This is a genomic window from Thermosynechococcus sp. M3746_W2019_013, from assembly GCF_015296045.1.
In the GTDB taxonomy this organism is placed as follows: domain Bacteria; phylum Cyanobacteriota; class Cyanobacteriia; order Thermosynechococcales; family Thermosynechococcaceae; genus Thermosynechococcus.
Genome location: NZ_DVDW01000051.1, coordinates 35,871 through 48,074, shown reverse-complemented (window position 1 = coordinate 48,074; position 12,204 = coordinate 35,871). Strand labels below are relative to the sequence as shown.

13 protein-coding genes and 1 tRNA gene are annotated in these 12,204 nt (G+C 53.3%); 8 read left to right on the top strand and 6 right to left on the bottom strand.

Annotation, left to right across the window (positions count from 1 at the left end; all coding sequences use genetic code 11):
- Positions 1-2 precede the first annotated feature (2 nt).
- Both IGQ16_RS09525 and IGQ16_RS09520 read left to right on the top strand, forming a co-directional pair.
- Positions 3-1,052 carry a TrkA family potassium uptake protein gene (locus IGQ16_RS09525; protein ID WP_024124243.1) on the top strand — a complete coding sequence of 350 codons (1,050 nt, stop codon included), beginning with the start codon at positions 3-5 and terminating at the stop codon, positions 1,050-1,052.
- Positions 1,049-1,816 (top strand): NAD-binding protein, encoded by a 768-nt coding sequence (locus IGQ16_RS09520; protein WP_024124244.1) that lies wholly within the window; start codon positions 1,049-1,051, stop codon positions 1,814-1,816. The genes IGQ16_RS09525 and IGQ16_RS09520 overlap by 4 nt, the downstream gene beginning before the upstream one ends.
- Here IGQ16_RS09520 and IGQ16_RS09515 read toward each other — a convergent pair.
- The 5 genes from IGQ16_RS09515 to psbH all read right to left on the bottom strand — a co-directional run bounded on the left by IGQ16_RS09515 (position 1,813) and on the right by psbH (position 5,112).
- Positions 1,813-2,631: a carbohydrate ABC transporter permease gene (locus IGQ16_RS09515; RefSeq protein ID WP_024124245.1), complete on the bottom strand. Its 819-nt coding sequence runs from the start codon at positions 2,629-2,631 to the stop codon at positions 1,813-1,815. The genes IGQ16_RS09520 and IGQ16_RS09515 overlap by 4 nt on opposite strands.
- Positions 2,632-2,761: 130 nt before the next feature.
- Positions 2,762-3,979 carry an ABC transporter permease gene (locus tag IGQ16_RS09510; RefSeq protein ID WP_041428988.1) on the bottom strand — a complete coding sequence of 406 codons (1,218 nt, stop codon included), beginning with the start codon at positions 3,977-3,979 and terminating at the stop codon, positions 2,762-2,764.
- A 72-nt stretch (positions 3,980-4,051) separates the two neighbouring features.
- Complete coding sequence (gene pth / locus IGQ16_RS09505) at positions 4,052-4,669, bottom strand: aminoacyl-tRNA hydrolase (RefSeq protein ID WP_024124247.1); 618 nt, start codon at positions 4,667-4,669, stop codon at positions 4,052-4,054.
- A gap of 5 nt (positions 4,670-4,674) precedes the next feature.
- The gene (locus IGQ16_RS09500; RefSeq protein ID WP_024124248.1) at positions 4,675-4,908 is read right to left on the bottom strand and encodes a TatA/E family twin arginine-targeting protein translocase; all 234 of its coding nucleotides are present in this window, start codon (positions 4,906-4,908) and stop codon (positions 4,675-4,677) included.
- A 3-nt stretch (positions 4,909-4,911) separates the two neighbouring features.
- The gene (gene psbH, locus IGQ16_RS09495) at positions 4,912-5,112 is read right to left on the bottom strand and encodes a photosystem II reaction center protein PsbH (RefSeq protein ID WP_024124249.1); all 201 of its coding nucleotides are present in this window, start codon (positions 5,110-5,112) and stop codon (positions 4,912-4,914) included.
- Between the two features lie 86 nt (positions 5,113-5,198).
- Here psbH and psbN point away from each other — a divergent pair, with 86 nt between their 5' ends.
- Positions 5,199-5,330: a photosystem II reaction center protein PsbN gene (gene psbN / locus IGQ16_RS09490; RefSeq protein WP_011057227.1), complete on the top strand. Its 132-nt coding sequence runs from the start codon at positions 5,199-5,201 to the stop codon at positions 5,328-5,330.
- A gap of 2 nt (positions 5,331-5,332) precedes the next feature.
- Here the strand turns inward: psbN and IGQ16_RS09485 are convergent, their stop codons facing one another.
- Complete coding sequence (locus IGQ16_RS09485; protein ID WP_024124250.1) at positions 5,333-5,920, bottom strand: photosystem I assembly protein Ycf4; 588 nt, start codon at positions 5,918-5,920, stop codon at positions 5,333-5,335.
- Between the two features lie 226 nt (positions 5,921-6,146).
- Here IGQ16_RS09485 and clpB point away from each other — a divergent pair, with 226 nt between their 5' ends.
- The 5 genes from clpB to IGQ16_RS09460 all read left to right on the top strand — a co-directional run bounded on the left by clpB (position 6,147) and on the right by IGQ16_RS09460 (position 12,136).
- Positions 6,147-8,762: an ATP-dependent chaperone ClpB gene (clpB, locus tag IGQ16_RS09480; RefSeq protein WP_297061213.1), complete on the top strand. Its 2,616-nt coding sequence runs from the start codon at positions 6,147-6,149 to the stop codon at positions 8,760-8,762.
- Positions 8,763-9,129: 367 nt separating this feature from the next.
- Entirely contained in the window at positions 9,130-10,380 is a 1,251-nt protein-coding gene (locus IGQ16_RS09475) for an MFS transporter (RefSeq protein WP_297061211.1), read from the top strand.
- Between the two features lie 9 nt (positions 10,381-10,389).
- A complete protein-coding gene (locus IGQ16_RS09470; protein ID WP_024124252.1) occupies positions 10,390-11,139 on the top strand; it encodes a creatininase family protein in 750 nt (249 codons plus the stop codon).
- On the top strand, positions 11,140-12,024 hold the full coding sequence (locus IGQ16_RS09465; protein ID WP_297040857.1) for an alpha/beta fold hydrolase: 885 nt from the start codon (positions 11,140-11,142) through the stop codon (positions 12,022-12,024).
- 38 nt (positions 12,025-12,062) lie between these two features.
- Positions 12,063-12,136, top strand: a tRNA-Pro gene (locus IGQ16_RS09460).
- Positions 12,137-12,204 lie beyond the last annotated feature (68 nt).

The following is a 12,204-nucleotide window of genomic DNA, read 5'->3' as shown; positions in this document are numbered from 1 at the left end:
CCATGCGACGGTTACCTGCAACCCCTGCCCTCAACCGTTTTATTATTGGCATCACCCTCTTTATCCTCATCATGTTGGTGGCAGTGGCGGGCTATACCAGCTTTGGCTGGCACTGGCTTGATGCCCTCTATATGTACGTGATCACCGTGTTTGGCATTGGCTATAGCGAAGTGCGACCCCTGATTACGCCGGCGCAACGCTTCTTCAACATGATGATTATTGTGGCCGGCAGTGCTGCAACCGTCTATACCATCGGTGCAGTGGTGCAACTGTTTACCGAAGGGGAGATTAAGCAACTCCTAGAGATGCAGCGGGCCAGCCGCGACATTAACAAACTCAAGCACCACGTTATTGTCTGTGGCTTTGGCCGCATTGGCCAGGTGGTCGCTCAGGAGTTAACCGCCACCAAAACCCCTTTTGTGATTTTGGATGTCAATGAACAGCGCATTGATTTAGCCATCCAGTCGGGCTATTTGGCCTATTTAGGAAGTGCGGTGGAGGAGGAAACGCTACAAGCGGTGGGCATTGATCGGGCGATCGCCCTTGCTACAGTGCTGCCCAATGACACGATCAATGTCTTTATTACGCTGACGGCGCGCTCTATGAATCCGAGTTTGCTGATTGTGGCGCGGGCGAATTTCGCTACGACAGAATCGAAGCTACGCCTGGCAGGGGCAGATCACATTGTCTTGCCGACAAAAATTGGCGCCAGTCAAATGACGAACCTCATTCGGCGGCCCCGCATTGATTTCCTCGAACAAACGGGCGATCGCGAAACCCTCAACGACCTCTTGAGCCATATTGATGCCCGCCTCGAGGAACTGGAGATTACCCCCGATTACCCTTATGTAGGTACGCGCTTGACAGGACTGGAGGTACGCGGTCAAGGGGCATTTATCATTGTTGGCTTGCGCAAAAGCGATGGCCAACTATTCCCGACCCGCACCAATCCCCTTGTGGAAGTGGGCGATACATTGATTTTATTGGGGCACGCCCAAGATGCCCCCAAGCTCATTCGTAAGTATACCGCCCGGGTCCGCTACCCCCAATGACACCCCCCTCTCATCTTCCTGAGCTCAAGGAGCACGTCATCATTTGCGGCTATGGTTCTCTAGGTCGCACCTTGGCGAGGAACTTGGCCGCCGCCCAAATTCCCTTTGTTGTGATTGACAACCAGCGGCAGCGACTACGGCTTGCCCAGCAGTCAGGGCACCCTTTTTATCGCGGTGATGATCTGATGGATGAAAATGAACTCTTGGCCGTGGGGGCAGATCGCGCTCGCACTTTGGTGGCGGTTTTAGACGATGATGCCAGCAATGTCTTTATTACGCTAATTGCCCGTCGCCTCAATCCCAAATTGCAAATCTTGGCCTACGGTGAATTACCCACCACAGAGTCCAAACTGCGTTTTGCCGGCGCAGATCATGTGGTCTTGCCCTCGAGTATCAGCGCCCAGCGCATGGTACAGCTCATTACTCGCCCCACAGTCTTGGATTTTCTGGAGGAAAAAGAGGAGCGCAGTCACCTCATTGAGCTGCTCAGCCAGCTTGATCTCCAAATTGAGGAGTTTACGCTGCCCCCAGAGTCGCCCCTAGCAGGGCTAGAGATCGCCGATGTGGAAGCAGAAGGCCGCGGGCGCTTTATTATTGTCGCTGTTCGCCATCCCAACGGCGCCTTGGTGACCCATCCCCCCTTAACCCTGCCCCTAGCGGCGGGGGATACCCTCATTGCCCTTGGCCGAGCAGCGGAAATTCAAACCTTCTTCCGCCAACATGCTCACCGCCAGAGGAGTCGCTATCGCAGCCTAAGAAGTTAACCCTTCAGGCCAGCACCAGTGTGTGAGGGAATTATATATCGCTGCAAGAAAATAAATACAATGAACACGGGCACAATGGAAATCACTGAGCCAGCGGCAATGAGTCGCCAATCCAAGGAAAACGTGCCCGCCAAGGTCACCACACCAATGGGGAGCGTATAAAGTTCCGGTTGATCCAAAACCAACAGCGGCCAGAGAAAATCACTCCAAGCGCCAATAAAAACAAAAATCCCAAGGGTAACGAGGGCAGGGCGAATAGCAGGCAGCATCACAAACCACCACAGCCCCAATTCTGAGCAGCCATCGAGGCGAGCCGCCTCCTCTAGTTCCTTGGGCACTGCCATAAAAGCCTGCCGCAATAGAAAGATACCAAAGGCAGAAGCCAAACTCGGCAGCATTATTCCCAGATAGGTATTGCGCAGACCCAACTGCACCGCCAAAATAAACAGGGGAATCATGATGATTTGAAAGGGAATCATGATCGTGGCCAAAATGGCGGTAAAAATCACCTCCCGCCCGCGAAAGGACAGCCGTGCCAAGGGATAGGCAGCCAAGGCTGAAGTCAGGAGATTACAGGCCACCGTTAAAACCGCCACCAGTGTACTGTTGAACAGGTACTGGCCAAAGGGATTCGTTTGCCAAACCGTCACAACATTTGCCAATGTGGGTTCGGCGGGCAGCCAGCGGGGCGGAAAGGCAAAAATATCTTCATTGGCAGACTTAAAGGCGGTACTGGTGAGCCATACCAACGGGAGGAGCATAGCAATCGCGATCGCCCCCAACAGTAGGTAGGTCAAGCCTTGCCGCAGGGTCATCGCCGCGTCCAAAGATTGGTAAACATCATCAACAGACCACCAATGACAATGGCGATCGCTAGGCCGCCAGCCATCCAATCCAGCGTTGTCGTTTCCATCTGCAATTTCCCAAGGGTACTCTTAAACACTGCTAGACACTGCGCAGGGCAACAATCGGATCCAGCCGCGCCGCCCGCTGAGCGGGAACCACCCCAAAGAAGAGGCCAATACTGCCCGAAACACCGACAGCCAGAGCCACAGCAACGGGGGCAACGCCAGCTTGGAGGGGGGTTAGGATCGCCACCAGCATGACACCGCCCACACCGAGGCCAGTACCAATTAGGCCACCGAGGGCAGAGAGGATCATCGCCTCAATCATAAACTGTGCCAGTATATCCCGCTGAGTAGCACCAATGGCCTTGCGCAGGCCAATTTCTTGGGTACGCTCTGTTACGGACACCAGCATAATGTTCATAATGCCAATACCCCCCACCAGCAGCGAAATGCCGGCGATCGCCGCCAACATCAAGGTCAGGGCATTGCTGATATTGCCGATAATTTGCAGGGCTTCCTTTTGAGTTTGAATAGTAAAATCATCCTCATCCACAATTTGATGCCGCAGCCGCAGTAGGTTAGTTATCTGAAACTTAGCAGCATCAATGCTTTGCTCATCGCGGGCAGACACCGAGATAAAGGTTAAAGAAATTCCATAGGGAGAGCGCTGCCCAACAATGCGGGAAGACATCGTCGTAATGGGAATGTAGGCCGCCTCATCCTGATTATTGCCGAGGAAGGCGCCCTTTTCAGCCATGACACCAATCACCTCAAAGGAAAGATTCTTAATCCGCACCTGCTGACCCACAGGATTCTCGTTGATAAAGAGCTTCTTCGCCAAATCCGAGCCTAAAATCACGACGCGGCGATGCCGTTCCATATCCTCATTAGAGATAAAGCGCCCCTGCGCCACAGTAAAGCTGCGCACTGAGGGAAAGGTCGGGGTGGTACCCACAATCAGCACATTGGTGTTGCGGCCGCGATAGGTTACCCGTTGTTGCACTTGGATTTGCGGTGCCACTTCCTTGACCGTGGGCACTTGGGTGGCGATCGCCTTGGCATCCTCTAGGACAAGGGTTTGCGGCACATTAAACGTGCGGTTACGGGCTTGGGGTGTCCCCGGCACAATAAAGAGTGTATTGGGTCCCAAGGATTCAAACTGGCTAGCGGCATAGCGCTGTGCCCCCTGACCCACACCAACCATGGCAATCACTGCCGCATTGCCAATGATAATGCCCAACATCGTTAGGCCACTGCGGAGCCGATTGGCCTTGAGGGTGGCGATCGCCATGCGCACACTTTCGCCAATGTCCATACTTTGCACCGAAAACACCTGTCTTTAATCTAACTTGGGATCTGCTTTACCCTCAGACCTCCAGTTGTGGGTTCAGGATTGGGGTAGGGGAATACTTTTGCCGTTGTAGAGATTCATGGCCACTTCAACCCCAGACTGAATACTCAACTCAATCGCATCCACAGCAAGGTCAAGCACAGCGGGTAAAATAGCCAGTTCAGTGGCTGAAAAATGTCCCAAAACAAAGGGCACAGCGTTGCGAGGTCCCATTTGCTGCTTCAGGCGATCGCCAAAGGCAATGCCCACCTTCAGGCGAGGAAACTGTTGGGAATGACAATGCTGAATAATGGATTTCATCCCGTTGTGTCCCCCCGCTGAGCCACTCAGGCGCAAGCGCAGCCGCCCCAGGGGCAAATCAGCATCATCATAGACCACAAGGGTTCGTTCGAGGGGCAGCTTATAAAAGTTCAACAGGGCATAAAGAGATTGCCCCGAGCTATTCATATAGGTGGTGGGCTTGAGGAGGCGCACCTTTTGACCATGAATCAACACCTCCCCTACCTCCCCCAAGAAGCGCCGCTGCTGGGTCAGCTGCACCCTATAGCGCTCCGCTAGGGCATCGAGGACACGAAAACCAACATTGTGGCGAGTTGTGGCGTACTCTATTCCTGGATTTCCAAGGCCAACAATGACACAGGGCTGGAGTGCCATGCCACCTAAAGGGAGGTTTCCCGAGGCGATTCAGCCTCTGCCTTGGCCTGTTGTTCCTCCTCGAGGGCAGCGGTCTGCCGCTTCATTTCATCTTGGAATTCGCGGGAGGCTTCCTCAAAGGCGCGCTTTGTTTTGCCAAGACTGCGGCCAATTTCCGGCAACTTCTTCGGGCCAAAGATGAGCAGTGCCACCACCAAAATGACGATGAGTTCCGGCAGACCGATCCCAAAAACGTTCATGGATTATCCCAGTGCTTTCCAACTCACGTTAACACCATCGATGATCAGTGTTGAGTTATAGATTTCCAGAATGATCAGCAAAAAGACCAAAAATAGCCCCATAAAGACCGCCATCAGGGGCGTGGTACCCCAACCGGGAGCGACTTTACCGTATTCAGAGTTCAAGGGGCGGAGAATATCCCCGAGCCAAGTCCGTCGTGCCATAAATTCCTTTTTTGAACGAAATGAACAGCGTTTTAATGTTTCGTAATATTATAGAAGCATATCTTGCTCCCATTTAGTACGCTTCTATGGAACCTGCAACAGTTCTTAGCATTGCTCTCGCTGCCGTCTGCATTGGTGTGACTGGTTACTCCATCTATCTTTCTTTTGGCCCCCCCTCAAAGGAGCTAGCGGATCCCTTCGACGATCACGAAGACTAAAATCACAATCCCTCGACGGGAACCCCCAAAAAGCTGGCGATCGTTGCTCCCTGGGTTTCCAATTCAGCCAAGGGCAGGGGGGTGCCCACGCGAGTCAAGGGGACTTCACCCCGGCCTTTTATCTTCAGGTAGAGGGCCCGCTTTGGGTTGAGTCCCTCTTTAATGACAATTTTCACAGCTTGGACATCGCCAATGGGGCAGCTTACCTCAATTTGGCGGTTTTTACCGGGGAAGCCCCAGCGAAAAATGCGCACAAAGCCCGTTTCTTTGTTGAACTCATTAAAGCCACCGCCCACATCCCAGGCGATCGCCAGCCACAAATAGGTTGCCAACAGAAGCGCCGCCAGCCCATAAAAGCCAATGGCAATCCCTTGGGGAATAAAGACCAAATCAATTGGGTTGCCGATGGGCAAGAGGTTGCGGTGCAAGTAGCTAGAGAGGCCAGCTAGAAAGAAACCAAGGCCACCAATGGAGACCGCTGTTGCCCAAAAGTAGTTACTAGGGCGACGGGATCCCAGCACCCTATAGCGCAGAACGGACTCTTGACGGGGGGATGGCTCAGTTATAGGAGTTATAGGAGAGTTCGTCATAGCTCGCGTTGCCAAAGTTCAAGCACCTTACATCTTAAGAGAAACTGGGGGTATTCCCAAAGGAAGAATCCCTGTGCTCCACAAGGCTCTGCATAAAAGCTAGGCTAGAACTACCCTTGGGTGGCTAATTCTACCGGTAGAGTAGGGAAGTCCGAAAAAGGGTTTTTCTTGCAATCCATACAATATAAATAGTTATAAACTGTAAAAACGGGTCAAAGGGTCAGCTATGCAACCATCCAATCCAAATCAATTTACCGAAAAAGCATGGGCAGCGATCGCCCGCACGCCGGATCTGGCCAAGCAGGCACAGCATCAGAATCTGGAAAGTGAACACCTGATGAAATCGCTGCTAGAGCAAGAGGGACTGGCGACACAAATTTTCCAAAAAGCTGGCTGTTCGGTGCAGCGAATCCGGGATCTGACCGACGAGTTTATTAGCCGTCAGCCAAAAATCAGTCATCCCAGCGGCGTCTACCTTGGACAGAGCCTCGACAAGCTTCTCGATCGCGCCGAAGAGGCACGCAAACAGTTTGGCGATGAGTTTATCTCAATTGAGCACTTGGTGTTGGCCTTTGCCGAAGACGATCGCTTTGGCAAGAAACTCTTTCAGGACATTGGCCTTACCGAAAAAGTGCTGCGGGAAACGATTCAGCAAATTCGTGGCTCCCAAAAAGTTACGGATCAAAACCCAGAGGGTAAATATGCGGCACTGGAAAAATATGGCCGTGATCTGACCCTCTTGGCTCGCCAAGGGAAACTGGATCCGGTGATTGGCCGCGATGATGAAATTCGCCGCGTGATTCAGATTCTCTCACGGCGCACCAAAAATAACCCCGTCCTGATTGGTGAGCCGGGGGTGGGGAAAACCGCGATTGCTGAAGGCCTTGCCCAGCGGATTGTGGCGAGGGATGTGCCCGATTCCCTGCGCGATCGCCAGTTGATTGCCCTGGACATGGGCGCCTTGATTGCCGGTGCCAAGTATCGCGGTGAATTTGAAGAGCGCCTGAAAGCTGTTCTCAAGGAAGTCACAGATTCCAACGGTCAAATCATTCTCTTCATTGATGAGATTCACACCGTTGTTGGCGCAGGGGCAACCCAAGGAGCCATGGATGCCGGCAACCTCCTCAAACCAATGCTGGCACGGGGGGAACTGCGCTGCATTGGCGCCACCACCCTAGATGAGTACCGCAAATACATTGAGAAGGATGCGGCGCTTGAACGGCGCTTCCAGCAGGTCTATGTGGATCAACCCAGTGTGGAGGACACCATCTCCATTTTGCGGGGTCTCAAGGAACGCTATGAGATCCACCATGGTGTAAAAATTTCCGATACCGCCTTGGTGGCAGCGGCGACCCTCTCCGCCCGCTACATTAGCGATCGCTTCTTGCCCGACAAAGCCATTGACTTGGTGGATGAAGCGGCGGCCAAATTAAAAATGGAAATCACCTCGAAACCTGAGGAGCTGGATGAGATTGACCGCAAAATCCTGCAATTGGAGATGGAGCGGCTCTCGCTACAAAAGGAAACCTCGGCTGCTTCCCGCGATCGCCTTGAGAAACTCGAAAGAGAGCTAGCCGACCTCAAGGAGGAGCAAAGCCGTCTCAATGCCCAGTGGCAAGCGGAAAAAGAAGTTATTGACCGTCTCCAAGCCATCAAAGAGGAGATCGAAAAAGTCAACATCGAGATCCAACAAGCGGAACGCAACTACGACCTCAACCGTGCCGCCGAACTCAAATACGGTAAACTCACAGAACTCCACAAAAAACTGGCGGAAGCCGAAGCCAAACTGCGGGAGATTCAAGTGGGGGGTCACTCCCTATTGCGGGATGAAGTGACCGAGGCCGACATTGCTGAAATCATCTCCAAATGGACTGGCATCCCCGTGAGCAAACTGGTGGAGTCGGAAGCCCAAAAACTGCTGCACCTTGAAGAAGAGCTGCACAAACGGGTGATTGGTCAGGATGAGGCGGTCACCGCCGTCGCGGAGGCCATTCAGCGCTCCCGTGCCGGGCTAGCGGATCCCAATCGTCCCATTGCCAGCTTCATCTTCCTGGGGCCAACGGGTGTCGGTAAAACGGAATTGGCTAAGGCCTTGGCAGCCTTTATGTTTGACACCGAAGAGGCGCTGGTGCGCATTGATATGTCCGAGTACATGGAAAAACATGCCGTCTCTCGGTTGATTGGGGCACCTCCTGGTTATGTGGGCTATGACGAAGGCGGTCAACTCACGGAAGCTATTCGCCGCCGTCCCTATGCCGTGGTTCTCTTCGACGAGATCGAAAAAGCCCATCCTGATGTCTTCAACGTGTTTCTGCAAATTCTTGATGATGGCCGCGTCACTGATTCCCAAGGGCGCACGGTGGACTTTAAGAACACGATCATCATCATGACCAGCAATATTGGTTCCCAGTACATTCTCGATGTGGCCGGCGATGACAGTCGCTACACAGAAATGTACAACCGTGTTATGGAGGCAATGCGGGCCCACTTCCGACCGGAATTCCTCAACCGCGTGGATGAATTTATCATCTTCCACAGCTTGCGCAAGGATCAATTGCGGCAAATTGTTCAATTGCAGGTGCAGCGGTTGCAGCAACGCCTCAGCGATCGCCAAATGACCTTGTCCCTCACTGAGAAGGCGATCGACTTCTTGGCCGAAGTGGGTTATGATCCTGTCTATGGTGCCCGCCCACTGAAACGCGCCATCCAGAAACAACTGGAAACCCCCATTGCTAAAAGCATCCTGCGGGGTGACTTCTTCGACGGCGATACAATTCTAGTGGATGTGGGCGAAAACGAACGCCTCAGCTTCCGGCGCCAAGTGGAACTCGCAACCGTTTAGGCGCAACTGAAGGTCAGACGGGAGGACTGAGTGGGGCTATCCCTTCGGTCCTCTTTTGATCGGTAGCATTGTCCAGGGCCTTCGCCGGCCTAGCCGATGACGCCGGTGTTCAGTTAACTGCTACTCCCGATAGTCAGAGCATTGCCAGATCAAAGAAACCTGCTGCTAGACAGTGTAGGTGTTATCAATACCAGCAATGACGGCGCCTATCCCATGGAGTTTTACTCCCCTTGTGCGTGTTAGAGGGCCAACAAGGAGCAAGAAAAAGGGCATGTATCCTAGGCTGTGACGGTATATTGGATTCAGGCTGCCCGCCCCAATCTTTGGTGATGAGGAAACTTGTGTTCATAGTCGGTGAGCAACAGCAATGGTAAGTTCTGGTCCCCAGCCCCGTCCAGAAGGGTTTGCTGCTCTGATGCGGAACAAGAATTTCCTCAAGCTATGGGGCGGTCAAATCATCTCCCAACTGGCGGACAAAATTTTTCTCGTCCTCCTAATTACACTGGCGGTTTCCTACGATGCCAGCTATGAGCTGCCGGGCTCTAAGGCCTCAGCCGTAATGATCGCCAATACGCTACCAGCGGTTTTCTTTGGTTCAACGGCGGGCACCTTTGTGGATCGCTACCCAAAGCGGGAGCTAATGAGCATTACCAATATTTTGCGGGGGCTACTGGTCTTTGCCCTGATCGTGATTCCAAAGCGGTTTACACTGCTGCTCCTGATTGCCTTTTCTGAGTCCATCCTCACGCAATTCTTTGCCCCAGCAGAACAGGCGGCAATTCCCCTGCTGGTGAAGGAGGAAAATCTCCTCTCGGCAAATGCCCTCTTTATCACAACAATGATGGGGTCACTGGTGGTGGGATTTGCCATTGGCGAGCCATTGCTAAGTGGTGCCGTGGCCATAGGCGGTGTCTATGCCCGTGAAATTGTTGTCGGTGTGCTGTATGTCATCGCGGGGTTGGTTTTAGCCTCGATTCGCTACCGAGAAGCAGTTCATGAGGGCGATCGCCACCTGAATGTTTGGCAGGACTTGCGGGAGGGGTTTGACTACGTGCGCAAAAATCGCCTCTTGGGCACTGCGATGCTCCAGTTAACAATCCTCTACTGTGTCTTTGCCGCCTTGACAGTGCTGGCGGTCAGTATAGCCCAAGAAATTGGCTTGCGGCCCAACCAGTTTGGCTTTCTCTTGGCCGCTGCAGGGCTGGGGTTGATTTTAGGGGCGGGGGTTTTGGGTCAATGGGGGGAGAAATTGCATCATCGGCCCCTGCCCTTGATTGGCTTTTTGGTGATGGCAGCTGTCTTGCTGGTCTTTGCCTTTGTACATCATCTGTGGCTGGGTCTGGGCTTGAGTATTTTGCTGGGGATGGGAGCGTCTTTAATTGGTATTCCCATGCAGACCCTGATCCAGATGCGGACTCCTGCGACGATGCGGGGTAAGGTCTTTGGCTTCCAAAATAACGTTGTCAATATTGCCCTCAGTGTGCCCTTGGCGATCGCGGGCATTCTTTCCGACTTCCTTGGCCTCACGGTGGTCATGGTGGGGATGGGGGGCGTGGTGGCGATCGCTGGGATTTGGGCGTGGCGGAATACACGCGCGGTTCTTGAGGATGCGATTTAGGAGGGAGGGATGCCCCTACTACATTTGAGTACTTGGCCAGAGGTCGAAGCCTATCTCAACACTTCCAAGGGGATGATTATTCCCATAGGCTCTACGGAGCAGCATGGCCCTATGGGTCTAATCGGTACTGATGCCCTCTGTGCTGAGGCGATCGCCAAAGGGGTCGGGGAAACCACCCAAGCGCTTGTTGGCCCCACCATTGCCGTGGGCATGGCTCTACACCATACGGCTTTCCCCGGCACCATTAGTTTGCGCCCTAGTACGTTAATTCTGGTGATTCGCGACTATTTAGTGAGCTTGGTACGGGCAGGCTTTCAACGCTTCTTTTTCATCAATGGTCACGGCGGCAATATCGCTACAGTCAAGGCGGCCTTTGCTGAAACCTATGCTGTCTTGACAGATTTACAAATTCCAGAGGCTGATCAAGTGCGCTGTGAATTGGCCAACTGGTTTATGTGTAGTTCGGTGATGCAACTGGCGCGAGAATGGTATGGCGATCGCGAGGGTTCCCATGCCACCCCCAGTGAAGTCGCGGTGACCCAATTTCTCTATCCAGAGGCCATTAAGCGGGTTCCCCTCAATCCCGAAGTCAATAGCAGTCATGCTATCTACAGTGCCGCAGATTTTCGCCGCCGCTATCCTGATGGTCGTATGGGGGCAGATTCCAGTTTGGCCACCCCTGAGCATGGACAGCAATTTTATCAGCGGGCTGTTCAGGAGTTGAGCGATCGCTACCGTCAATTTCTTCAAGCCGACTAAATGACTGTCTCTCTCCCCTCTCAAACATGGCACTGGCAAGGATACCCGATTCTCTATCGGTATCAAGGTAGCCAAGGTACCCCCCTACTGCTGATTCACGGCTTTGGTGCCTCTAGTTTGCATTGGCGCAACAATATTCCTCCCCTTGCCGCTTACCATCGGGTCTACGCCATTGATTTGTTGGGCTTTGGTGGCTCCGCCAAACCCGCTCCCTCGACTCTCCCCTACACCTTTGAGACCTGGTCAACCTTGGTTTTGGCCTTTTGCCATGAGGTGATTGGCCAGCCTACCGTTCTTATTGGTAACTCTATTGGCTGCGTGGTCGCTTTACAGGCCGCTGTTTTCCAGCCAGCGTGGGTCCGTCAATTGATCCTGCTCAACTGCTCTCTGCGTCAGCTTCACGATCGCAAACGACAGCAACTCCCTTGGTACCGCCGCTGGGGAACCAGCCTACTCCAGCAACTTTTAGCCAATCGCACCCTTGGCACCTACTTTTTCCGCCAAATTGCCCAACCCCGTACTGTGCGCCGCATTCTCCACCAAGCCTATGCCAACGCTGCCGCGGTCACCGATGAACTAGTGGAGATATTACTCACCCCTGCCCAAGACGCCGGGGCTGCCGATGTCTTTCTGGCCTTTGTGCGTTATTCCCAGGGCCCCTTACCCGAAGACCTGCTACCGCAGATCACCTGCCCCACCTATTTCCTTTGGGGCGCCGCCGATCCCTGGGAACCGATTGATGAAGCTCAGAAGTTAGCTAAGTTTCCCTGTGTGCAGGAGTTTGTTGCCTTACCAGAGATTGGCCATTGCCCCCAAGATGAAGCACCTGAGCAGGTGAATACCCACATTCTGAAATGGTTGGGCAAAATTTCCATCAGCACCTAGGATATGCTCTGAACTCATGTTATACTGGTAAAGCTTAACGGGGCGTAGCGCAGCTTGGTAGCGCACCACTTTGGGGTAGTGGGGGTCGTGGGTTCAAATCCCGCCGCTCCGATCTTGAGAGTATTGAAAACTTGGTTAGGGCGATCGCTCTCCTTCTGCGCTTTGACGGTGAACTTTATT

Bases quoted from the DNA above. Each gene is read 5' to 3' on its own strand.
- IGQ16_RS09520 (WP_024124244.1), top strand. From the start codon at position 1,049: ATGACACCCCCCTCTCATCTTCCTGAGCTCAAGGAGCACGTCATCATT.
- pth (WP_024124247.1), bottom strand. From the start codon at position 4,669: ATGGCACTCCAGCCCTGTGTCATTGTTGGCCTTGGAAATCCAGGAATA.
- IGQ16_RS09465 (WP_297040857.1), top strand. From the start codon at position 11,140: ATGACTGTCTCTCTCCCCTCTCAAACATGGCACTGGCAAGGATACCCG.
- IGQ16_RS09485 (WP_024124250.1), bottom strand. From the start codon at position 5,920: ATGACGAACTCTCCTATAACTCCTATAACTGAGCCATCCCCCCGTCAA.
- IGQ16_RS09475 (WP_297061211.1), top strand. From the start codon at position 9,130: ATGGTAAGTTCTGGTCCCCAGCCCCGTCCAGAAGGGTTTGCTGCTCTG.
- psbH (WP_024124249.1), bottom strand. From the start codon at position 5,112: ATGGCACGACGGACTTGGCTCGGGGATATTCTCCGCCCCTTGAACTCT.
- IGQ16_RS09515 (WP_024124245.1), bottom strand. From the start codon at position 2,631: ATGACCCTGCGGCAAGGCTTGACCTACCTACTGTTGGGGGCGATCGCG.
- IGQ16_RS09500 (WP_024124248.1), bottom strand. From the start codon at position 4,908: ATGAACGTTTTTGGGATCGGTCTGCCGGAACTCATCGTCATTTTGGTG.
- IGQ16_RS09470 (WP_024124252.1), top strand. From the start codon at position 10,390: ATGCCCCTACTACATTTGAGTACTTGGCCAGAGGTCGAAGCCTATCTC.
- psbN (WP_011057227.1), top strand. From the start codon at position 5,199: ATGGAACCTGCAACAGTTCTTAGCATTGCTCTCGCTGCCGTCTGCATT.
- IGQ16_RS09510 (WP_041428988.1), bottom strand. From the start codon at position 3,979: ATGGACATTGGCGAAAGTGTGCGCATGGCGATCGCCACCCTCAAGGCC.
- clpB (WP_297061213.1), top strand. From the start codon at position 6,147: ATGCAACCATCCAATCCAAATCAATTTACCGAAAAAGCATGGGCAGCG.
- IGQ16_RS09525 (WP_024124243.1), top strand. From the start codon at position 3: ATGCGACGGTTACCTGCAACCCCTGCCCTCAACCGTTTTATTATTGGC.